A 20,108-nucleotide genomic window follows, 5' to 3' on the forward strand; every position below is an offset into this window, starting at 1 on the left:
AGGAGGTGTGAGTCTGAACAAACGAAAAAAGACTCGGACGTTTCCGCCCAAGTCCTTCAACTTAATTCAGTACGTCAGAAGTTTATGCAGCTTCAGCGGTCTTCTTGGCAATCTGGCGACGCAGCAGACGAGCGCGCATCGACAGTTCAGTCTCGTCAGCCTTCAGAAGGAAAGCATCGAGACCGCCGCGATGTTCAACCGAACGCAGGGCATGCGCGGAAACGCGCAGACGGAAGCGCTGGCCAAGAGCGTCGGAGATCAGCGTTACCTGGCACAGGTTCGGCAGGAAACGACGCTTGGTCTTGTTGTTGGCGTGGCTGACATTGTTGCCCGACTGGACGCCCTTGCCGGTCAATTCGCACATACGGGACATGGTACACCTTTGTTCTTCTTTGCAATTGAACGGGGCAACGGGCAAAGCCCTGCCTGCCGATCCAACTGGTCCTGATTGGAAAGTTGCGGTTCTATAGTCAGTGAGGCCGCGCCCGTCAAGTCAAACCTCGCCCTTCTGGCCAGATTCCGCGGGAGAGCCGCAAATCTTGCTATTTTCTTGCCATAGTGAGCATCCTATATCTGGATGATATCAGGCCCTTCCCGGAAAAGACAATGTTTCCCAAAGCCAGACCGTTTCTCATCACGATGCTTGTTTCCGCGCTGGCTGCCAGCCCTGCCGTGCCGGCGGGCATTCGTCATGTCAGCGAATACGACATCTCGCTTGGTCTGCTGCCCATCGCGAGGGCATCCTTTGCCAGCGAGTTCGATGACAATGGCTACAACATAAAAGGCAGTTTTAAATCCGCCGGGATCGTCAACCTGATCAGCCGCATTTCGGCGGAGACGGATGTGTCCGGCGCGGTACGCGGTAGGCGGTTGCAGGCCAAGCAATATTCGCTCGTTTACACGGAGGGACGGAAAACCCGTACCTACAATGTGGCCTATCGCAATGGCGATGTCGTCTCGACCACGGTAACCCCGGAGCCCAAGGAGCGTCCGCCGACCTGGATCCCGATCGGTGACGGCGATCTTCATGCCGTCCTCGATCCTCTGTCTGGTCTTATCTTTCCGGAAGGCGCGCAGATCTGCCCCAGTCGGCTGCCCATCTATGATGGCGAGTCGCGGCTCGATCTGGTTCTTTCGCCTAAGGGCACCAAGCCGTTTTCGACTGAAGGTTTCAAGGGCGACGCTACAGTTTGCGAAGTCCGTTATGTGCCCAAGTCCGGTTACAAGCGCGGGCGCAGCGACATTGAATTCATGAAGAAAGCGACCATGGAGCTTTGGTTTGCCAAGGCCGATGGTGCCAATGTATATGCTCCAGTCTACGCCCGCATCCCGACCAAGGTCGGCGATGTCTATGTAACGGCGGTGAAGTACGGGGGCTGAAGCGGGCAGCGGCATATCATGCCAGTTCCCGCCTCATGAATATTGAAGGCGGGAAGAACTCCCGGCTCTTCCGGGGGAAGGCGATGAAATTCAAGGGCTCGCTGATCGGGTTCACGGCCATTCTCATGTGGTCGCTTCTGGCGCTGTTTACCGCAGCCTCCGGCACCATGCCGCCGTTTCAATTGTCGGCCATCACCTTCGCCATCGGCAGCCTGCCGGGCATCCTGCTTCTCGTCGCACAGCCTTCCCGGCTTTCTCAGTTCAGGCAGCGGCCAGCCGTTTGGCTGACAGGTATTGGCGGACTGTTCGGCTATCACTTCCTGTATTTCACGGCACTTCGCAATGCGCCGGCGGTGGAGGCAGGGCTGATTGCCTATCTCTGGCCGCTCTTCATCGTCGTCGGCTCCGCCCTGCTACCGGGCGAGCGGCTGCGCTGGCACCATGTAATTGGCGCCTTGGCTGGTCTTGCCGGAACGGTGACCATCGTCTCGCGAACAGGGCTTTCCTTCGATGGCGCCTATCTGGTTGGGTATGGCGCAGCATTCCTCTGCGCCTTCACCTGGTCCGGTTATTCGCTGATGACCCGGCGGTTCGAGGCGGTCTCGACGGATGTCGTGACAGGCTTTTGTCTTGCGACTTCAGTGTTGTCGCTCATCTGCCATCTGCTGCTGGAGACGACGGTATGGCCCGCTAGTGGGTCACAGTGGCTTGCCATCGTTGGGCTTGGGCTGCTGCCTGTCGGTGCGGCCTTTTATGCCTGGGATTATGGCGTCAAGAACGGCGACATCCAGATCCTCGGCGCGGCTAGCTACGCCGCGCCCCTGCTTTCTACGCTCATTCTGACAGTGTTCGGTTTTGCCGAGCCGAGCTGGCGTATTGCTGTCGCCTGCATTTTGATTACCGGCGGTGCTGCACTGGCTGCGAAGGACATGATCCTTCGCAAGCCAAAGGCATGAGTTAGGGGTTGCCGTGCTTCGGCATCATCTTCAGAAGCACGCCGTCCTTCAGGAAAACATGGTGGTAGATCGCAGCCACTGCATGAGCAAAGGCCACGGCGATGATCAGCCAGGCCACGTTCTCATGCAGTTCACCCAGCGTGTGGCGATAGGCTGCGGGAATGCCGAAGGGGTCTGTCAAGGAAAAGATCCCGAAAAAATCCACTGCCTTGCCTTGAGACCAGCGCCAGGTGAAGCCGAAGATGATCTGGCCTGCCAGTGCGAGATAGAGAACGGCGTGGACGGCTTTTGCGGCGAGGCCCATAAGCCCCTTTTCCTCTTCCGGCAGGGTCGCGTGGCTTGCCAGGCGCCATACGAGGCGGATAACAAAAACCACGGCCAGCAGAATGCCGCTGCCATAATGTAGGGCTTTCAAGGCGTTACGAACGGCGCCACCCTTTTCGGCAAAGTCCCAGACTTCCGCCGTGGCAAACAGCACGATGACGAGCAGGGCCGTCGCCCAATGCAGCCAGATCATTCCAGCATTATATCGTTCCGGGCGGGTGGCCGGAAATGAGGCGGTATCGGACAGCATGAAATCGCTCCAAAGCAATGAGTTGTTGCGCTGCAGCAAAACCTAGCCCGACTGACACCCAGCTGAACAGAGGCTATGGGCGTCCATGAATTATTTGTAACGAAATCACCCTACAGTGACCCTGGCTGCCAGTCCGGTTGTGCCATCTCGAAGGCTGAAAACTGAAAGCCCGGCGCAACCGTGCAGCCCACCAGCGTGTAATCACCCTGACTTTCGGCCGCCTGCCAGCTATTGGCGGGAATAATCGCCTGAGGGCGCTGACCCTTCGTCACCTCGCTGCCGAGCAGAATGGTCTCGACCCTTTGCCCGTCATCGGATCGGTACAGTGCCAGCGGTGCACCGGCATAGTAATGCCAGGCTTCGGCGGCGTCTTTCACGCGATGCCAGTGAGAGCGCTGACCTTTTTCCAGCAGGTAGTAGATTGCCGTGGAGTGTCCGCGCGCGCCACCCAGTTCGTCACGGAAGGTTTCCACATACCAGCCACCTTCCGGGTGTGGCTGCATGCCAAGCTCGCGGATGATCTCTTCTGCGGTCACTTGAAGGTATCCTTGCGCTTGCGGATTTCGGCAAAGACCTCTTCATTCGTTTTGCCTTCCATCACGAGATGGCGGCGAATGGCCGGATCTGCCGGGCGCAGGAAAGGGTTGGTTTCCTTCTCCAGTCCCATCATGGTCGGGATCGTGAACTTACCGCTCGCGCGCAGTTCGTCGATCTGGGCCGCGCGGCGCTGCAGGGCTTCGTTGTCGCCATCGACACTCAAGGCAAATCGGGCATTCGACTGCGTATATTCGTGGCCGAAATAGACGGCCGTTTCATCCGGCAGAACGCAGAGCTTCTGCAGCGAATGCCACATGTCCGCAGCCGAGCGTTCGAACAGTCGGCCGCAGCCCAGGGCAAACAGCGTGTCGGCGGCAAACAGGATTTTATCATCCGGCAGATGGTAGCAGACATGGCCTGCCGTATGTCCGGGGGTCTCGATCACGCGCACCGGATGCTCGCCGAACAGGAATTCATCACCATCGCCGACGGTACGATCGAGGCCAGGAATGGCGACCGCCTCATTGACCGGACCGATGATTTCAAGCCCATAGCGCTCCTTCAGGGCGAGATTGGCCTCCACGTGATCGGTGTGATGGTGGGTGGTGAAGATGTGTGTGAGTTTCCAGCCCCGGCGTTCGGCTGCCGCCAGAATGGGCGCCTCCTCGGGCGCGTCGATAGAGGCCGTCAGGCCGGTTTCGGGGTCATGCACCAACACGCCAAAATTGTCGGTACGACATGAGAAAACTTCCAGTTCCAATGGCTTCATGATCCAAACCCGTTTTCGCCTTCACGATCTCGCCCCAATGTAGAGAGGGGTGCTATGAAGTCCAAGGCGCCTCTGATAGCTTTTCTCCATGCACGCCGATATCGTCGATCTCAGAGAATTTTATCATTCCCCTCTTGGCCATTTTGCCGAGCATTCCATTGCCATGGCGCTCTCCTCGCTCTGGGCGCGGCTGCCGGATGAGCGATTGGTGGGGCTGGGCTATGCCGTTCCCTATCTGGACCGTTTCCGCACTGGCACGGAGCGCACCTTCGCCTTCATGCCAGCAGGGCAGGGGGCGGTGAACTGGCCGGTCGGGGAGCTGTCATCCACCGCGCTCGTCTTCGAGGAGGAGCTGCCACTGCCTGATTCCTCCGTGGATCGCGTGCTGATGGTGCATTCGCTGGAGTTTGCGGAAAATCCGCGTGAGACGCTGAAGGAGGTCTGGCGGGTGCTGGCGCCGGGTGGGCGCCTCGTCATCGTCGTGCCGAACCGTCGCGGTGTCTGGGCGCGCATGGAGCACACGCCGTTCGGCTCCGGTCGACCCTACTCTCGCCGACAGTTGACGGCGCTTCTGCGTGAGAGCAATTTTACGCCGGCCGCGGCAGCGGAAGCGCTGTTTTTCCCGCCCTCCAAGATCAGGGCCATCCTGAAGCTCCGCCACGGGCTGGAGCGGATGGGTAGACGGCTATGGCCGGCCTTCTCCGGCGTTTTGGTGCTGGAGGCTCAGAAGCGGCTCTATCAAGGCCTGCCGGTTGCGGCGCGCGCTTCCCGCCGTGTCTTCGTGCCGGTGCTGGGTGCGCAAGGCGTTCCGACCGGGCGCGTTGCCAGCCGCGACACAAATGCCCGACTGCCAAGCAGGTCAGCCTTCGCACTCGACAAAAGCTGGCTTCGGGATTAATGCCTTGACGTCATTCTTTTCGAAGGTTTTGCATCCATGGATAGCGCCCAGCTGAAGCCCGTTCCCCGTCCCGGTATCATGGATATCGCCGCTTACGTGCCGGGCAAGGAACATGCGCCGGGTGTGGCGCGGGTGTTCAAGCTGTCGTCCAACGAAACGCCGCTTGGCGCGAGCCCGAAGGCGCTGGATGCCTTCCGTCAGGCCGCCGGTCATCTCGAGCTCTATCCCGATGGTCAGGCGATCGAATTGCGCACGGCCATTGCCGAAACGCACCGCCTGAACATTGCCAACATTCTCTGCGGCAACGGTTCCGACGAGCTGCTCGGCCTGCTCTGCCATGTCTATCTCGGCGCAGGCGATGAGGCGATCATCACCGAACACGGCTTCCTCGTCTACAAGATCCAGATCATTGGCGCAGGTGCGACGCCGGTCACGGTGAAGGAAAAGGATTGCCGCGTCGATGTGGACGCGATCCTGGCTGCCGTCACGCCGAAGACCAAGATGGTCTTCATTGCCAATCCCGGCAACCCGACCGGCACCTATGTACCGGCCGCCGAAGTCCGCCGTCTGCACGCCGGTCTGCCGAAGAATGTCATTCTGGTGCTGGACGCGGCCTATGCGGAATATGTGCGCCAGAACGATTACGAGTCCGGTATCGAGCTCATCTCCTCGGCGCAGAATGTCGTCATGACCCGCACCTTCTCGAAGGTCTACGGTCTGGCAGCCGTGCGTATCGGCTGGATCTATGGTCCTGCGGATATTCTGGATGCGCTGAACCGCGTGCGTGGCCCCTTCAATCTCAATGCGCCTGCAATTTCCGCAGGGGCCGCGGCCATTCGCGACCAGGCGTTCATTGGCAAGGCCCTCGAACACAACACGCTGTGGCTGGACAAGTTGACCCACGCCTTCGAAGGTTTTGGCCTGAAGGTCACGCCGTCGGTCACCAACTTCCTGCTGATCCATTTCCCTGATGTGGATGGCAAGCGTGCGCCCGAGGCCGACGAGTTCCTGACGAGCCGCGGCTACATTCTGCGCGCGGTCAAGGGCTATGGTTTCCCGAATGCGCTGCGCATGACGGTTGGCTCGGAAGAGGCCAATCGCGGCGTGATCGAAGCTCTCGGCGAGTTTATGAGCAAGGTATGACCGTTCTTTTTGATAGAATCGCGCTGATCGGCATCGGCCTGATCGGCTCGTCGATTGCGCGCGACATTCGTGAAAGCGGTCTCGCGAAGGAAGTCGTGATTTCCACCCGCAGCGAAGCGACGCTGAAGCGCGCCGAGGAACTGAAGCTCGGGGACCGCTACACGGTCTCCGCGGCTGAGGCGGTCAAGGATGCCGATCTCGTTATTGTTTCGGTACCGGTCGGTTCCTCCGGGCTGGTGGCGGAGCAGATCGCGCCGCACCTGAAGCCAGGTGCCATTCTCACCGATGTGGGCTCCACCAAGGCCTCCGTGATTGCCCAGATGGCGCCGCACGTGCCTGAGGGCGTGCATTTCATTCCGGGTCACCCGCTGGCGGGTACGGAAAAGTCCGGCCCCGATGCGGGCTTTGCCGGTCTCTTCAAGGGGCGCTGGTGCATCTTTACGCCGCTGCCGGATACCGATCCGGATGCGCTCGCAAAGCTGCGCGACTTCTGGAGCGCGCTTGGCTCGCGTATTGATGAGATGGACCCGCTCCATCACGACAAGGTGCTGGCGATCGTCTCGCACCTGCCACATATCATCGCCTACAACATCGTCGGTACGGCCGATGACCTGGAAGCGGTGACGGAATCGGAAGTCATCAAATATTCCGCCTCCGGTTTCCGCGACTTTACCCGTCTCGCGGCCTCCGATCCCACCATGTGGCGGGATGTCTGCCTGCACAACAAGGATGCGATCCTGGAAATGCTGGCGCGCTTTTCGGAGGATCTGGCCTCCCTGCAGCGGTCTATCCGTTGGGGCGAGGGCGACAAGCTGTTCGAGCTGTTCTCGCGCACCCGCACTATTCGCCGCTCCATCGTGGAAGCAGGCCAGGACGTGGATGCGCCGGACTTCGGCCGTCACGCACTCGATCCGAAGGCTTGATTTTAGCAAGAGTGGGGGTTTCTGAAGCCCCCTCTGGCCTGCCGGCCATCTCCCCCACAAGGGGGGAGAAGACTCGCTGTCCATGCTGAGCCTACTTTTAGGCAGCGAAATTGCGGCGGCTAAAGCCCCTCCCACCTGTGGGGAGGGGTTGGGGAGGGGCATTCTTTCCACTCTAAATCGGCTTTGAAGTTTGTCTTCAGATCGGCGGGATCTGACCGAGCGGGATGAAGCCGCCTGCCATGATCTTGCCGCGGTTGACGACGATATCAAGCGTTGCCCGGTCGCCGCCGCCGGTCAGCGCGGAGAGCATCTTGGCAGCAGTGTCGATGGTGGAGGCCACCTGCGGCATCGCCGCCTTTAACTGCTTGCGCCAGGCATCAATCTTTTCCACCTGCACCTTCAGCTTGCCCGAAATGCGTCCCTGATCGTCGATCGAGACAGGACCCGTTACGCTGACGACCTGACCATTGCCGAGGTCGAGCGAGATGCGGCGGATTTCACCTTGCGAATTGTAATATCCGGTGCCGCTTTCGTCCCGGCCTTCGAGCAGGCCCGCCTTACCCGCCAGCGTCACATCCGCAGAGGCGGTGAACTTCGGCATGAGTTGCGGTAGGCCTTTCGCGGCCAGGTCCGTATCCTGAAGGGTGACGGCTGCATCGAGATCGGCACCATTCTGGCGCATATGCGCCTCGGTGTGGGCGACCTTCAGATCGAAGGTCTGGCCGGTCTGAGAAGATACGATGGTCGAGGCAAGACCTTCGATGACCGTCGACGTTCGCTCCACGCCGCCCAGTTTGGCGATCAAACTGGATTGCAGGCTCGCCCATTGTGAGGAGACACTCAGGCCATGGGTGGTGCGGGTTTCCGCCGGCCCATCCAGCTCCCAGACGATATGGTTTGGCTGGTAAATCTGGGCAGCCGAACGCAAGGGGCCGAAGCTGGCGGCAATGCCGTTCCTGCTGTCATCCACGGAGATCTTGGAGCAGAAGAGCCCGATCCGGAACGGGTAACCGCGATATTCGGCATCCGTGCATTCCGCAGCCATGCCCCGAGCCTGCTGGGCACCCAGGGCTGCCAGCGTCTTTTCCTTGAGAGCCGAGGCGGCATAGAACCAGCCACCGGTATAGACTGCAATGACAAGCACAATGGCCGCGGCCAGGGCCCAAACTTTTCCACTCACGCCGCTTCGGCTTGACGCTGCCATGATGTTCTCCAATGGTGCATGTGTTGTGAGTGATTTGGCGTGGGATATGGACGAATTTTGGGTGTTTGGCTACGGGTCCCTGATGTGGAACCCCGGTTTTGAGTTTCTGGGCAAAACAAGCGGCCGTGCGTTCGGCTATCGGCGTGCGCTCTGTATCCGCTCTTTCGTTCATCGTGGCACGCCGGAACATCCCGGCCTTGTGATGGGGCTTGATCGCGGCGGCTCCTGCAAGGGCATGGCCTTTCAGGTGGCCAATCACAACAAGGACGAGGTGGTGGATTACCTGCGCAAGCGCGAACTGGTCACCAACGTCTATCTGGAGCGCTATCTCCCGGTTCTTCTGGCGGACGGTCGCCAGGTGCGGGCGCTGAGCTATGTGGTTGATTGCAGCCATCAGCAATATGCCGGCGCGCTCGATATCGAGGATGCCGCCCGCATCGTGCATTCCTCCGTCGGGCAGTCCGGCCCCAATGATCAATATGTGCTGAACACCGTGGAGCTTTTGAAATCCATGGGCATTCGTGACGCCTGGCTGGAAGGTGTTGCGCAGCGCGTCGATAAATTGAAAGCTCAGGCGGTCGCCTGAACCGCTTCCTTGCCCGCCTTTAATTCCGCGATCCGCTTGGCCGCAATGGGAGGCACTGGCAGATTCGGGTTTGCCTCGATGGTTTCCAGCAACAACCTGTCGCTTTCCCTTTCGGTTGTTTCCACAAGCTGGTTGAAGAATTCGTCCGGGTCGAGGCCTGGCTGAATAGCGGGCAGGATGCGCACCTTGAAGTGGCCGGGATAGCGCATGGTGCTGCGGCGCGGCCAGAACAGGCCGGGATGCATGACGATTGGCACGACAGGAACCTGGGTGTCGCGATAGATGCGGGCAATGCCGTAGCGATAATGTGGTTCTGCGCCCGGCGGGCGGCGGGTGCCTTCCGGATAGATAATCAGCTGGCGGCCCTTGTCCATCTCGATCTTGGTGCGGCGCATGACCTCCACCATGACCTTGCCGCGCGCACCGCGATCAACCGGGATCATACGCTGCTTCATGACGTACCAGCCAAACAGCGGAATCCAGGTCAATTCGCGCTTCAGGATGTAGACCGGATCGTCCATCCAGGGCAGCAGTGCATAGGTATCCCAGAAGGACTGGTGCTTTGGTGCGAAGATGCAGCCGGTCTTCGGGATGTTCTCCAGGCCCTCGATCTCGAAGGTCGTCCCGACGATCTTTTCCATCAGCCAATGGTTGGAACGCGCCCAGCGCTTGGGAATGTTGAATGCCTTCTTGCGCGGCAGCAGGAAATAGATCGGCGTCAACAGGATCATGCGTATGATCAGGTTGGCATAGAAGGCCGTGTTGAAAAGGGTAGAGCGCAGAGCAAGCATCAACTTCATTCCGTCGGAAGGATACGCGCGTTCCTACACGAGCCTCCGCCCAAACGGAAGTCAGGGGCGCTACTTGCGGGGTGTCGAATAGGTTTTATCGCCCGGTTCTTCCGTGCGCAGACCGTTGCCTTGGGTCAGGCCGAAGATGGCGCGGAACTTGGCCATGACCATTTTTCCATATTCGGCCAGCATGATCCGCAGAACATCCGGTTCCGTGAACCAGGCTCGCCGCGTCAGATCCGAATTGATCACGGGATAGGGAATGAATTCCGTCACCTGATCCAGGCGCCGCAACTCCAGCAGGCTGCGCGGCATGTGGTAATTATTGGTGACGACAAGGACGGACTTGTAATCGTGATCATGGATCCAGCGGGTGATCTCATTGGCATTGCCGATCGTGTCGATCGCCTCGTAGCCAATATCGACACAGCAGGCGAACAGATCGCGGGAACCTTGTGTGCTTCTTCGGATCTGTCCGGGCGAGGCGGACGGGTGTGCACCTGAGATCAGCAGCCGTTTACCGGCGCCGTCCCTCAACAGGCCGAGTGCCTGATCGATCCGCTGGTAACCGCCTGTCAGCACCACGATGGCATCTGCTTTGACGCCGTCAGGCGCTTTCAACGAGGTCACCTTGTCGGCAAACCAGAGAAAGCCGCCAAAGGTGCAGGCGAGACCGACAAGAACGAGAATGCCGAGGTAACGAAGCACCCGTCGAAGCGGGGCTTTACGGGATAGCCAGCTGCTACGGCGGGAGCGGGGCGCCCGCGGCTGCTCGTCATTGCTGGTCTGTCCCAGAGTCATGCTCATGTCTTTAAATCTAAAAATGTCGCTGGACCAGAGGCGTTCTCAAGAACTCGGCAAGCCATCGGACCGTGCCGGGTCGGAGCGGATGAGGTCGATCTCATCGATCGTCCGCATCACGGTGAAGCGGGCGGTTAGCGTCGTCAGCAGAGCGATCACGATCATGGTGGCGAGAATGCCGAGATAGCCGGTGAAGTCGATCGTGAAAGTGCCGAACAGTGCCGTCGCTTGGTCGCTTTCCGGTGTTGCGATCGACCGGCTCTGCCAGAGACCGAGGCTCGCAAAGAGAAGCGCCGCCAAGGCGCCGCCGGCGGCAGAGCCTTTCAGGCTGATCTTCAGGAAGTGCTTCTGGAACTCCGTCGCAACGAAGGAGCCTTCCGCACCGACAAAATGCAGAACTTCTACGATGTGTCTGTTGCCGGATAGCGCGCCGCGTGTGGCGAAGATCACGGTCAGGATCATGGCGACAAACACCAGGATCATGATGCCGGTGCCGATCAGCACGGTGGTATGCGCCATGGAGACCAGACGATCCACCCAGGTGCGGTGATCATCCAGAAAGGCCTGCGGAATTTCCGCATGCAGCAGGTCGCGCATGGCGCGGAAATCCGGCGGGTTGCGCTCATCGATGGTGATGATCACGAGGCGCGGCACCGGCAGTTCCTTGAGATCCAACCCCGCACCCAGCCAAGGCTCCAACAGGCGCGCCGTCGCCTTGTCATCCATGATCGTACCTTGCTTGGTGCCGACGAAGGTTAGCGCCAGGTCGCGCGCCTTCTTCAGCGTCGCCTCCATGTCGAGCCCTTCCTGCGGCTTGATCTGGATCGTCACCTCGCGAGAAATCTGGCTTTCCCAACTGGAGGCCGTCGCTCGAACCATGCTCACGGCGCCGAGCGTCAGGCAGGCAAGGAAGGACATGATGGCGATCACCACCATCAGCGCGTTGCCCTGAATGTTTGAAGGCGGCAGGATCGGACCCGTTGGACGCACGCGCATTTCCGCCCGTTTTGGCTGGGCTTGCGGGTTGGAGGCAGGGCGCATGCGGCTGATCTCATTCATAGATGTCGAGCCGCCCTTCGGTCAGAATCATGCGGCGCGCATCGATCTGATCCATCAGCGCCAGATCGTGTGTCGCGATGACGACGGCAGTGCCGAGCCGGTTCAGCTCCAGAAAGAGATTGAGCAAGCGGCGTGCCATGGGTGGATCGACGTTACCGGTCGGCTCGTCCGCCAGCAGGATTTCCGGCTGGTCCATCAGGGCGCGGGCAATCGCCACGCGTTGCTTTTCGCCACCTGAAAGGACAGGCGGCAGAACATTGATGCGCTCGCCGAGGCCGACCCATTTCAGAAGTTCGATCACGTCCTTCTGGTAGGTCGATTCTTCCTTGCCGCGGACGCGGAGCGGCAGAGCCACATTCTCATAGGTCGTGAGGTGTTCCAGCAGGCGAAAATCCTGAAAGACAATCCCGACGCGCCGGCGCAGCATCGGCAGTTCGTTGCGCGGGATCTGCGAGAGATCGCGACCGAACATGGTGATGAGCCCGCGCGTCGGTTGGAGTGACATGAACAACAGGCGCAGCAGCGTCGTCTTGCCGGCGCCGGACGGGCCGGTCAGGAACTGAAAGGAGCGCTTCGGAATATCGAACGTGACGTCCCGCAGAATTTCCGGGCCCATTCCGTAGCGCAAACCGACATTTTCGAAATGGATCAAAGCGTCGTCCCGTCCAATAGAGCGGAATTCGGTCAGGTTGAACTCTGCTACAGGGGTCACTCAAAGCTCGTCTTGGTAAACGGCAAGGGTTGACGGAACCTGAATCCCTCGCGGTAGAGCGCGGAAAAAGGGCCAATTTGCGAAGCATTAACCAATTAATTTTACGACTGAGCGGGATTCGTTTCAATGCCTCACACGCGCCGCCGCGCAATTGAGGCGGGGAGAGCGCAATGAACGCATTCCGCAGCCGTGCCAGTTCCGCCGTTGCCTATGACATCCTGCCGCCGGAGGAGCCACGTGTTCGGGCGCGCAAGGCAGTCCCTGAAGTTATCGATGTCGATTTCGTGACCGTCGATGAGCGGCAGCCGAAAGCGGCGACCCGTGCTTCCACCCGGCAAGCCTACGGCCATCTGTTTGACAGACCGGCTCCTCCCTCCAAGGTTCCCCTTTACAGCCGCCTCGCATCAATGTTTCTGGATGGGGCAGAGCGTCGGCTGGCACGTCTTTCCGCCGATTCGTTTTCTGCTGTTGTCGCGCTGGTCTTTCTTCTGGTGTTCGGCTTTGCCGGCGGCTTTTCGATGTTTCTGCAGGACGGTCAGGCATCGGATGCACGCGGGCTGGATATCACGCATGTCAGCCTGACCCCGCAGGATGCTGACGGTATGAAGGTTCTTCTGATCAACGGTATCGTCGAAAATCGTGGGTCCACAGGCCTGAGCGTTCCACCCATCAAGGCGGATATTCTGGTAGGCGGACAGGTCGTCGCCTCGACGCTGATTGATCCGCCAGCGATGCAGATGCCGAAGGCACAGAGCCGCGGCTTTTCGGCTCGCGTACCGCACCCGGGTGGAAAAGCCCCGGAACTCAGGCTTTCCTTTGCAGAGGCGGGTGCCTCGCGCTCCTGATTGTGCTATCGCGGATCTTTGACTGATCCCGGAGTAGCCTATGCCTATCGTTCGCGGCAAGAACATTGAGCCGCTTTTTACCGCCGAGCAGATCGCCGAACGCAATCGAACCCTCGCGCAACAGATATCGAGTGGTCCGACCAAGGATCTATTGGTCATCGCCGTCTTGAAGGGCTCCTTCATCTTTGCGGCCGACCTGTTGCGCGCGCTTCACGAAACCGGCCTTGCGCCGGAAGTGGAGTTCATCACGCTTTCCAGCTACGGCACGGGAACGGTCTCGCAGGGTGTGCGTATCGTCAAGGACATCGATTCCGATGTGAAGGATCGCGATGTTCTCCTCATCGACGATATCCTTGAGTCCGGTCGTACGCTGAAGTTCGCCAAGGAACTTCTCTATGAGCGCGGCGCACGCAACGTCACTCTGGCCGTTCTCCTGGACAAGCGCGTGAAGCGTAAGGAAAGCCTGGAAGCGGATTATGTCGGCTTCGAGTGCCCCGATTACTTCGTCGTGGGCTATGGCATGGATGTGGCCTATGCCTTCCGTGAACTGCCCTTTGTCGGCGTGGTCACGGGCGACGCCTGACGGACGTGCCGAAGTGACAGAGCGTTAACCATCCACGCTCTGCTCCGGCGGATGTTTACCCCTCGAAAAGGAAATGCTGGTCATTTGGTCCCAAATTGAAGCATGGGAGAAACGACGAATGGCCAGAATCCTGATCACCGAGGACGAGGACTCCTTGCGCTCTTTCGTTGCCCGTGCGCTTCGACTGGATGGTCATGAAACGCAGGAAGCAGCCGATGGCGCCGAGGGTCTGGCGCTTCTTGGCGAGGATTCCTTCGACCTGCTTCTGTCGGATATCCGTATGCCTGTCATGGACGGGATCGAGCTGGCGCACCGCGCTGCGGAGCAGTTTCCGGCGCTGAAGATCCTGTTGATGACGGGCTATGCCGACCAGCGGGAGCGTGCCGACGATCTGATGACCAAGGTGATCGACGTGGTCGACAAGCCGTTCTCCCTGCCGGATATCCGCAAGGCCGTAGCAAAGGCCCTTTCGGTGCGCCGGACTGCCGCCTGCTGAGGTCAAACACTGTTGGTCTGGCTGCTCATTTCAGATTGAGCAGCCGCTCCAGATAATCACGTTCCATCAGGTTCGGTGTGGCATCTCCACCATCCCCTAGGAACTGGCGACCAAGCTTTTCCCGGATCGTTTCCAAAATTTCACGCGCGCGCTGGGCGTCGATAATTTCAGGCACCTTGGGGCCGTTCTGTTCGATGCCGTCGCCAGTATTATTGCCTTCCTGCAATTGGCGACCCAGCGGATCGCGGCCATTGCCCGGACCATAGCCCTGGCCCTGCTGGCCGGGCTGCCCTTCGCCCGGTTGTCCCTGGCCCTGGCGCATCGCCTGCATCATCTGGTTCATCATGTTCTGGGCGCCCTGCCGAAGAGCGTTCAGTGCATTGCCCTGGCCTTCGAGCGCCTGATCGCCACGTCCCTTGTCCAATGCCTTGCCGGCATTGCCCATTTCGCGCTCTGCCTCTCCAAAACCCGGGCTCGGTTGCATGCCGAGTTCCTTCAGGCCCTTCTGTAATTCCTGCAATTGCTTGCCCAGCGCTTCCTGGCGCTCCTTCAACTGCTTGAGTGCATCGCGCAATTGCTGCTGCGTCATCTGGTCGGTCGATGGCTGCTGGTTCTGCCCCTGTTGACCATTCTGGCCCTGCTGTTGCTGGCCATTGGGCCCAGTCGGGGGCTGTGTGGGCCGCTGGTCCTCGGGCCATTGATCCGGGTCGCCGCGCTGCATGCGATCACGAAGGGCCTGATCCAGCTTGAAGGTTTCGTCCAGCAGCTTCTGCTGGTCCTGCATGATCTGGCCGAGCTTGTCGATCTGCTGGCGCATCTTGCCGTTTTGCTGCTGCTGACCCTGCTGGCCGCGTTGCGGACGTCCCGCCTGCAGGCTGTTCATCATCTGCTGCAATTGTGAGAGCATCTGCTGGGCCGCAGACCTGTCGCCGGAGCGAGCGAGGTTCTCGATCTGGTCCATCATCTTCTGCAAGTCCTGCTGGCGAAGAATGTTCTGCGCCTGCATGGATTGCTGAGTCATCGGCGCGTTCTGCATCCGCTGTGCCAGCTCGGCCATATAGTTCTGCATCGCCTCGCGCAGTTCCTTCATCAGCTTGGCGATTTCCTGGTCCGTTGCGCCGTTTTCCAGCGCCTTGGAAAGCGCCTGCTGTGCGTCACGAAGGCGCTTTTCCGCTTGGGTCAGATTGCCCTCGTCGATGCCGAGCGCGATCTCCCAGAGATAGGCGGCGGTTTCCTTGAACTGCTCTTCCGTTCTCGCAAGCTTCATGCGTTCCAGCGCGGAGCGGATCAGCAGGAAGTGCTGCAGATTGGGGATCGTTTCATCCGGGCGTACGGCCAGTGCTTCGTTCAATGCGATCGACTTCGGCATCTGGCGTGTATCGAGGGCAAAGACCTGACGCTCTTCCGCAACGGCGGCGGCGAGAGGCTCGTTGAAGCGGCGCGCTGGTAGGATGATCTCCACCGGCGGGCTGCGCCCTTCCTGATTGGCGCCATCCTGTGCGACCAGCGTGATGCGCACGCGCTTGCCGGCCAGCGGATGCTCATTCAGGTTGCGGCTGGTTAGCCCCTTGAACTCACGGGCATTTTGCCGGGGAAGATCCAGTTTGAAATCGGGCAGGGGATAGAGCGGCTTGGCATCGGCTGCCTGCGGTTCCGCAGGCTCGATCAGCGCATAGGCTTTCTGGATGCCGTAGTCATCCTTGCCATTGAAGGCAATTTCCAGCGCACCATTCGGATTGCGGCGCGGCGGCTTGTCAAAGGCAATTTCCGGCGCCTTGTCCGGGATGACTGTCAACGTCCATTGCTGGCCTTCGACCTGGAGGCTGCCGCTTTCGGTTGCCTTCATCACGAAGGAGCGGGGGGCTGATGCACTGGCCTGCGCGGTTGCGGCAGGTGCCTGCTCGGCCTTTGGCGGCGCTATCTCCTGCTGGGCCAGAGGATGTGCCGTCCCGCCATTGGCGGGTGTGAAGGCTACTTTTTCGCCGCCTTCGCCGCCGCTGATGCGCACGGTCACTTCTGAATATTGTGGAATGCTGACCGGCTTGTCGCCCTGCGGATCGCGGCCGGCGAGCAGTACGGGTGCGCGGCCCGTATAACCGGGTGGTGTCACCCAGGCATCGATGCGCAGGCTTGGCCCCGTCCTGGAAGGCTCAGGCGTGGGTGCGAATGCATCCTTCAAGGAGCCACCACCGTTCGAATAGGAATAGCTGAAGGCAATCACGAACAGCACGACCGGGATGGCGCGCAGCGCATAGCGGTCATGGCGGGCGATGTCCGGCTGCGGCAGGCCTGCGTCAAGGGCGGCGATGCGCTTGGCCATGCGCAGCTGGTGCTCTTTCCAAAGGGCTCTTGCGAAAGGCGTATCAAATGCCGGTTCGTCTTTCTGCACCGTTACTGGCTGGTGCGGCAGGTTGTTGCGGTTTTCCAGCAGATGATCGCCTTCATCTGCTGAGGGCCAACGCATGCGGCCGAGTGGCAGCAGTGAAGACAGGAAGGCAAAGAGGAACAGGCCCACCACGATCCAGCGCGGTATCTCCGGCAGCGTCCGAAACAGGCCGAACCATGCAAACGCGAAGAACAGGCCGAGGGTACCGGCTGGAAGCAGCAGCTGCGGCAGAAGCCGCTCCATGAACAAAACGAACCGCGCGACAGACCGCTTCACCGCCACGCGGCGGGCCAGATTGGGATCGGCGTCGAAAGCGCCCTTTCGGTTGAGGCTCATGCGGTCCGTCTCCTCTATGGGGGCGTCCACCCATTGCAAGGGCGCATCGCGCAGCACATGCTTGAATGTAAGATACCAAGCTTTGTGGCGAAGACGAGAGCCGAGGGTTGCTTTGCCCTCGGCTTTTTAGCGATCTGCTGAAAATGTGAACGGAATGGTGGTCAGGCCAGCCAGCCGGGTATGGAATCCAGGCCCAGCAACTCCTCATAGGTGCCACGCGGGCGAATCACATGGAACTGATCGCCCTTGACGAGCACTTCCGGAATCAGCAGGCGCGTGTTGTAAGTGCTCGATTGCGTCGCGCCATAAGCACCGGCAGAACCGATCGCCAGAAGATCGCCCGGCTTGGGTGCCGCCATTTCCCGATCCAGCGCCAGATAATCGCCAGTTTCGCAGACCGGTCCAACCACATCGCCCTTGATGCGGGGCGTGTCTGCAGCCGGAAGCACGACGGGGCGTACACCGTGATAGGCCTCGTAAAGGGTCGGGCGGATCAGGTCGTTCATCGCGCCGTCGACGATGACGAAGGCCTTGTCCGTGGTGTCCTTCACATAGATCACTTCCGTGACCATGATGCCGGCATTGCCGACAATCAGGCGGCCGGGCTCCATCACGATGCGGCAATTCAGGCTTTTCAGCTGCGTCTTGACGATATCGGCATAGGCATCCGGCAAAGGCGGCGGCGAGTTATCCTCACGATAGGGAATGCCGAGACCGCCGCCGACATCGACATGCTCGATCTGATGTCCGTCTGCGCGCAGCGTTTCCACCAGTTCACGCATCAGACGGAAGGCGTCCTCAAAGGGCTGAAGGTCGCTGATCTGGCTGCCGATATGCATGTCGATGCCGCGCACGGCAATACCGGGCAGCGTTGCCGCACGCGCATAGACCTCACGGGCACGCTGATAGGAAATGCCGAATTTGTTTTCCTTCTTGCCGGTCGAGATCTTGGCGTGCGTCCGTGCATCGACATCCGGGTTGATGCGGAAGGAGACATGCGCCTTCTTACCCGCACGCTGCGCGCGCAGGTTCAGAACTTCCAGCTCCGGTTCGGACTCGACGTTGAAGCAGAAAATGCCCGCTTCCAGAGCCAGATCCATTTCAGCGACGGTCTTGCCGACGCCGGAGAACATGATCTTGCTGGCCGGAACGCCTGCGGCCAGCGCACGGCGCAGTTCACCGCCGGAAACCACGTCCATGCCGGCGCCGAGCTTTGCGAGCGTCTTCAGAACCGCCTGGTTGGAATTGGCCTTGACCGCATAGCAGACCAGCGCGTCCACATCGGCAAAGGCCTGCGAGAAGACCTTGTAATGGCGCTCTAGCGTGGCGGTGGAGTAGCAATAAAAAGGTGTGCCTACGGCCTTGGCGATTGCTGGGATAGCTACGTTCTCGGCGTGGAGCACGCCGTCAATATACTGAAAATGGTTCACGTCTGGCTCAATCAGAGAAGGGGGTCGAGGACGAAGGGCTTGTCCGGAACGGGTGGCGCCGCTTTCGACTTGTGGCGCTGGTTCTGTTCTTCCACCGGCGTGCTCGGTTTGTCCAGCGCGCCTTTGCGGCCGCAGCCGATCACGGCCACTCCCGCGATACAGATCACCAGTGTCACGCGGGCAAGCTTCAGCAGCATTGTCATTCCTTCGGCGTCAAAACGATCGGACATGTTCATAGCGAACTTCAGCGCCCTTGTGCAGTCAATTCTCGTGATCGATCAAGCCATCAGATCGATCAGTTGCGGGCGCGCCACCAGGCGATCTGCTTGCGAACCTCTGAAGGCGCCGTTCCGCCGAAGCTTGTGCGCGAGGCAACGGACGCGTCCACCGACAGGACATCGAAGATCTTGTCTGTAATGGCTTCATGGATCGACTGGAGATCGGCGAGCGTCAGATCAGCCAGATCGCAGCCCTTTTGTTCCGCCATGGCAACTGCACGGCCCGTGACATGGTGAGCATCGCGGAAGGGAAGGCCTGCTTCACGCACCAGCCAGTCGGCCAGATCGGTCGCGGTGGAGTAGCCGGAGCCGGCTGCAGCACGCATGCGGTCGGTTCGCACGGTCATGTCGCGCACCATGCCGGTCATGGCGGCAATCGCCAGTTCCAGGTTCTCGGCCGCGTCGAAGACCTGTTCCTTGTCTTCCTGCATATCCTTGGAATAGGCGAGCGGCAGCCCCTTCATGACGGTCAGCAGGGCCACCAGCGAGCCATTGATGCGGCCGGTCTTGGCGCGAACCAGTTCGGCAGCGTCCGGGTTCTTCTTCTGCGGCATGATGGAAGAGCCGGTCGAGAAGGCGTCCGAGAGGCGGATGAAGCCAAACTGCGGTGTCGACCAGATGACGATCTCTTCGGCGAAGCGTGACAGATGCACGGCGCAGATGGCGGCGACGGACAGGAACTCCAGCGCGAAGTCGCGGTCGGATACCGTGTCGATGGAATTGCGGGTGGGCTCGCGGAAGCCGAGCGACTGCGCCGTCATGTGGCGATCGATGGCAAAGCCGGTGCCGGCAAGGGCGGCGGCGCCGATCGGGCTTTCGTCCAGGTGATCGATTGCGTGGCGCACGCGGGCGCGGTCACGGCCGAACATTTCCACATAGGCCATGCAGTGGTGGCCGAAGGTGACGGGCTGTGCCGTCTGCAGATGGGTAAAGCCCGGCATGACGGATTCCGCATGCTGTTCGGCCTTGTCGAGCAGCGCGCCGATCAGGTTGGTCAGCAGGGCTTCCGTCTTGGCGAGCTCTTCCTTCACCCAGAGGCGGAAGTCGAGCGCTACTTGGTCGTTGCGCGAGCGAGCTGTGTGCAGGCGGCCGGCAGCAGGGCCGATCAGGGTTGCCAGGCGTGCTTCGACATTCATGTGAATGTCTTCCAGTTTGCGCGAGAACTCGAAACGTCCGGCTTCAATGTCTGACAGGATCGTGTTCAGGCCGTGTACGATCTTGTCTTTATCTTCGGCGGAAATGATGCCCTGCTTAGCCAGCATGGTTGCATGCGCGATTGAGCCGCGGATATCCTGGGCATAGAGCTTCTTGTCGAAATCGATCGAGGCATTTATCTCCTCCATGATCGCATCCGGCCCGGAAGCAAAGCGTCCGCCCCACATCTGGTTGGAGGAAACGTTATCCTTCGTGCCGTCTGCCAT

The 20,108-nt window shown here is 60.1% G+C and carries 22 protein-coding genes; 9 read left to right on the top strand and 13 right to left on the bottom strand.

Annotated elements, in window-relative coordinates; all coding sequences use genetic code 11:
* Window positions 1-82: 82 nt before the first annotated feature.
* Entirely contained in the window at window positions 83-373 is a 291-nt protein-coding gene (rpmB, locus tag Q2T52_RS18565) for a 50S ribosomal protein L28 (RefSeq protein ID WP_302078311.1), read from the bottom strand.
* 233 nt (window positions 374-606) lie between these two features.
* Between rpmB and Q2T52_RS18570 the strand changes: the two genes are divergently transcribed.
* Complete coding sequence (locus Q2T52_RS18570; RefSeq protein WP_302078312.1) at window positions 607-1,380, top strand: DUF3108 domain-containing protein; 774 nt, start codon at window positions 607-609, stop codon at window positions 1,378-1,380.
* Window positions 1,381-1,463: 83 nt separating this feature from the next.
* The gene (gene yddG, locus Q2T52_RS18575; RefSeq protein ID WP_302078313.1) at window positions 1,464-2,336 is read left to right on the top strand and encodes an aromatic amino acid exporter YddG; all 873 of its coding nucleotides are present in this window, start codon (window positions 1,464-1,466) and stop codon (window positions 2,334-2,336) included.
* Window position 2,337: 1 nt separating this feature from the next.
* On the opposite strand, the gene Q2T52_RS18580 is transcribed toward yddG, so the two are convergent.
* From Q2T52_RS18580 to gloB, 3 genes are all read right to left on the bottom strand, one after another.
* Complete coding sequence (locus Q2T52_RS18580) at window positions 2,338-2,910, bottom strand: cytochrome b (protein WP_302078314.1); 573 nt, start codon at window positions 2,908-2,910, stop codon at window positions 2,338-2,340.
* 110 nt (window positions 2,911-3,020) lie between these two features.
* Entirely contained in the window at window positions 3,021-3,446 is a 426-nt protein-coding gene (locus tag Q2T52_RS18585; protein ID WP_302078315.1) for a cupin domain-containing protein, read from the bottom strand.
* A complete protein-coding gene (gene gloB, locus Q2T52_RS18590) occupies window positions 3,443-4,216 on the bottom strand; it encodes a hydroxyacylglutathione hydrolase (RefSeq protein WP_302078316.1) in 774 nt (257 codons plus the stop codon). Before gloB ends, Q2T52_RS18585 begins: the two co-directional genes overlap by 4 nt.
* Before the next feature lie 88 nt (window positions 4,217-4,304).
* Here gloB and Q2T52_RS18595 point away from each other — a divergent pair, with 88 nt between their 5' ends.
* The 3 genes from Q2T52_RS18595 to Q2T52_RS18605 are packed head-to-tail and all read left to right on the top strand — an operon-like array spanning window position 4,305 to window position 7,180.
* Window positions 4,305-5,114 (top strand): class I SAM-dependent methyltransferase, encoded by an 810-nt coding sequence (locus Q2T52_RS18595; protein WP_302078317.1) that lies wholly within the window; start codon window positions 4,305-4,307, stop codon window positions 5,112-5,114.
* Between the two features lie 36 nt (window positions 5,115-5,150).
* On the top strand, window positions 5,151-6,257 hold the full coding sequence (gene hisC / locus Q2T52_RS18600; RefSeq protein ID WP_302078318.1) for a histidinol-phosphate transaminase: 1,107 nt from the start codon (window positions 5,151-5,153) through the stop codon (window positions 6,255-6,257).
* Window positions 6,254-7,180 (top strand): prephenate/arogenate dehydrogenase family protein, encoded by a 927-nt coding sequence (locus tag Q2T52_RS18605; protein ID WP_302078319.1) that lies wholly within the window; start codon window positions 6,254-6,256, stop codon window positions 7,178-7,180. The genes hisC and Q2T52_RS18605 overlap by 4 nt, the downstream gene beginning before the upstream one ends.
* 196 nt (window positions 7,181-7,376) lie before the next feature.
* Here the strand turns inward: Q2T52_RS18605 and Q2T52_RS18610 are convergent, their stop codons facing one another.
* Entirely contained in the window at window positions 7,377-8,384 is a 1,008-nt protein-coding gene (locus Q2T52_RS18610; protein WP_302078320.1) for a DUF2125 domain-containing protein, read from the bottom strand.
* A gap of 46 nt (window positions 8,385-8,430) precedes the next feature.
* Here Q2T52_RS18610 and Q2T52_RS18615 point away from each other — a divergent pair, with 46 nt between their 5' ends.
* Complete coding sequence (locus Q2T52_RS18615) at window positions 8,431-8,970, top strand: gamma-glutamylcyclotransferase (RefSeq protein ID WP_302078321.1); 540 nt, start codon at window positions 8,431-8,433, stop codon at window positions 8,968-8,970.
* Here the strand turns inward: Q2T52_RS18615 and Q2T52_RS18620 are convergent.
* From Q2T52_RS18620 to ftsE, 4 genes are all read right to left on the bottom strand, one after another.
* Window positions 8,955-9,761 (bottom strand): lysophospholipid acyltransferase family protein, encoded by an 807-nt coding sequence (locus Q2T52_RS18620; RefSeq protein WP_302078322.1) that lies wholly within the window; start codon window positions 9,759-9,761, stop codon window positions 8,955-8,957. The two genes, Q2T52_RS18615 and Q2T52_RS18620, sit on opposite strands and share 16 nt — an antisense overlap.
* Before the next feature lie 69 nt (window positions 9,762-9,830).
* Window positions 9,831-10,562, bottom strand: coding sequence for a YdcF family protein (locus tag Q2T52_RS18625; protein ID WP_302078377.1), 732 nt, complete (start codon window positions 10,560-10,562; stop codon window positions 9,831-9,833).
* A 45-nt stretch (window positions 10,563-10,607) separates the two neighbouring features.
* On the bottom strand, window positions 10,608-11,621 hold the full coding sequence (locus Q2T52_RS18630; protein WP_302078323.1) for a cell division protein FtsX: 1,014 nt from the start codon (window positions 11,619-11,621) through the stop codon (window positions 10,608-10,610).
* Window positions 11,614-12,273, bottom strand: coding sequence for a cell division ATP-binding protein FtsE (ftsE, locus tag Q2T52_RS18635; protein ID WP_302078379.1), 660 nt, complete (start codon window positions 12,271-12,273; stop codon window positions 11,614-11,616). Before ftsE ends, Q2T52_RS18630 begins: the two co-directional genes overlap by 8 nt.
* A gap of 230 nt (window positions 12,274-12,503) precedes the next feature.
* Between ftsE and Q2T52_RS18640 the strand changes: the two genes are divergently transcribed.
* The 3 genes from Q2T52_RS18640 to Q2T52_RS18650 all read left to right on the top strand — a co-directional run bounded on the left by Q2T52_RS18640 (window position 12,504) and on the right by Q2T52_RS18650 (window position 14,257).
* Window positions 12,504-13,178 carry a hypothetical protein gene (locus Q2T52_RS18640; protein WP_302078324.1) on the top strand — a complete coding sequence of 225 codons (675 nt, stop codon included), beginning with the start codon at window positions 12,504-12,506 and terminating at the stop codon, window positions 13,176-13,178.
* Between the two features lie 40 nt (window positions 13,179-13,218).
* Complete coding sequence (gene hpt / locus Q2T52_RS18645; protein WP_302078325.1) at window positions 13,219-13,761, top strand: hypoxanthine phosphoribosyltransferase; 543 nt, start codon at window positions 13,219-13,221, stop codon at window positions 13,759-13,761.
* A gap of 118 nt (window positions 13,762-13,879) precedes the next feature.
* Complete coding sequence (locus Q2T52_RS18650; RefSeq protein ID WP_302078326.1) at window positions 13,880-14,257, top strand: response regulator; 378 nt, start codon at window positions 13,880-13,882, stop codon at window positions 14,255-14,257.
* 25 nt (window positions 14,258-14,282) lie between these two features.
* On the opposite strand, the gene Q2T52_RS18655 is transcribed toward Q2T52_RS18650, so the two are convergent.
* The 4 genes from Q2T52_RS18655 to argH all read right to left on the bottom strand — a co-directional run bounded on the left by Q2T52_RS18655 (window position 14,283) and on the right by argH (window position 20,108).
* Window positions 14,283-16,979, bottom strand: a complete 2,697-nt coding sequence (locus Q2T52_RS18655; RefSeq protein ID WP_302078327.1) for a TIGR02302 family protein — start codon at window positions 16,977-16,979, stop codon at window positions 14,283-14,285.
* Between the two features lie 161 nt (window positions 16,980-17,140).
* Window positions 17,141-18,409, bottom strand: a complete 1,269-nt coding sequence (gene lysA / locus Q2T52_RS18660; RefSeq protein ID WP_302078328.1) for a diaminopimelate decarboxylase — start codon at window positions 18,407-18,409, stop codon at window positions 17,141-17,143.
* A gap of 11 nt (window positions 18,410-18,420) precedes the next feature.
* Window positions 18,421-18,645, bottom strand: coding sequence for a hypothetical protein (locus Q2T52_RS18665; RefSeq protein ID WP_302078330.1), 225 nt, complete (start codon window positions 18,643-18,645; stop codon window positions 18,421-18,423).
* Window positions 18,646-18,704: 59 nt separating this feature from the next.
* Window positions 18,705-20,108, bottom strand: a complete 1,404-nt coding sequence (gene argH, locus Q2T52_RS18670) for an argininosuccinate lyase (protein ID WP_302078331.1) — start codon at window positions 20,106-20,108, stop codon at window positions 18,705-18,707.

Source organism: Rhizobium oryzicola, assembly GCF_030504645.1.
Classification (GTDB): Bacteria; Pseudomonadota; Alphaproteobacteria; order Rhizobiales; family Rhizobiaceae; genus Neorhizobium; species Neorhizobium oryzicola.

Coding starts and splice junctions, on each gene's coding strand:
- Q2T52_RS18610 (WP_302078320.1), bottom strand. CDS start 8,384: ATGGCAGCGTCAAGCCGAAGCGGCGTGAGTGGAAAAGTTTGGGCCCTG.
- Q2T52_RS18570 (WP_302078312.1), top strand. CDS start 607: ATGTTTCCCAAAGCCAGACCGTTTCTCATCACGATGCTTGTTTCCGCG.
- Q2T52_RS18625 (WP_302078377.1), bottom strand. CDS start 10,562: ATGACTCTGGGACAGACCAGCAATGACGAGCAGCCGCGGGCGCCCCGC.
- Q2T52_RS18665 (WP_302078330.1), bottom strand. CDS start 18,645: ATGAACATGTCCGATCGTTTTGACGCCGAAGGAATGACAATGCTGCTG.
- argH (WP_302078331.1), bottom strand. CDS start 20,108: ATGGCAGACGGCACGAAGGATAACGTTTCCTCCAACCAGATGTGGGGC.
- Q2T52_RS18595 (WP_302078317.1), top strand. CDS start 4,305: ATGCACGCCGATATCGTCGATCTCAGAGAATTTTATCATTCCCCTCTT.
- Q2T52_RS18615 (WP_302078321.1), top strand. CDS start 8,431: ATGGACGAATTTTGGGTGTTTGGCTACGGGTCCCTGATGTGGAACCCC.
- Q2T52_RS18630 (WP_302078323.1), bottom strand. CDS start 11,621: ATGAATGAGATCAGCCGCATGCGCCCTGCCTCCAACCCGCAAGCCCAG.
- hisC (WP_302078318.1), top strand. CDS start 5,151: ATGGATAGCGCCCAGCTGAAGCCCGTTCCCCGTCCCGGTATCATGGAT.
- yddG (WP_302078313.1), top strand. CDS start 1,464: ATGAAATTCAAGGGCTCGCTGATCGGGTTCACGGCCATTCTCATGTGG.
- Q2T52_RS18605 (WP_302078319.1), top strand. CDS start 6,254: ATGACCGTTCTTTTTGATAGAATCGCGCTGATCGGCATCGGCCTGATC.
- hpt (WP_302078325.1), top strand. CDS start 13,219: ATGCCTATCGTTCGCGGCAAGAACATTGAGCCGCTTTTTACCGCCGAG.
- rpmB (WP_302078311.1), bottom strand. CDS start 373: ATGTCCCGTATGTGCGAATTGACCGGCAAGGGCGTCCAGTCGGGCAAC.
- gloB (WP_302078316.1), bottom strand. CDS start 4,216: ATGAAGCCATTGGAACTGGAAGTTTTCTCATGTCGTACCGACAATTTT.
- Q2T52_RS18620 (WP_302078322.1), bottom strand. CDS start 9,761: ATGCTTGCTCTGCGCTCTACCCTTTTCAACACGGCCTTCTATGCCAAC.
- Q2T52_RS18580 (WP_302078314.1), bottom strand. CDS start 2,910: ATGCTGTCCGATACCGCCTCATTTCCGGCCACCCGCCCGGAACGATAT.
- Q2T52_RS18655 (WP_302078327.1), bottom strand. CDS start 16,979: ATGAGCCTCAACCGAAAGGGCGCTTTCGACGCCGATCCCAATCTGGCC.
- Q2T52_RS18650 (WP_302078326.1), top strand. CDS start 13,880: ATGGCCAGAATCCTGATCACCGAGGACGAGGACTCCTTGCGCTCTTTC.
- Q2T52_RS18640 (WP_302078324.1), top strand. CDS start 12,504: ATGAACGCATTCCGCAGCCGTGCCAGTTCCGCCGTTGCCTATGACATC.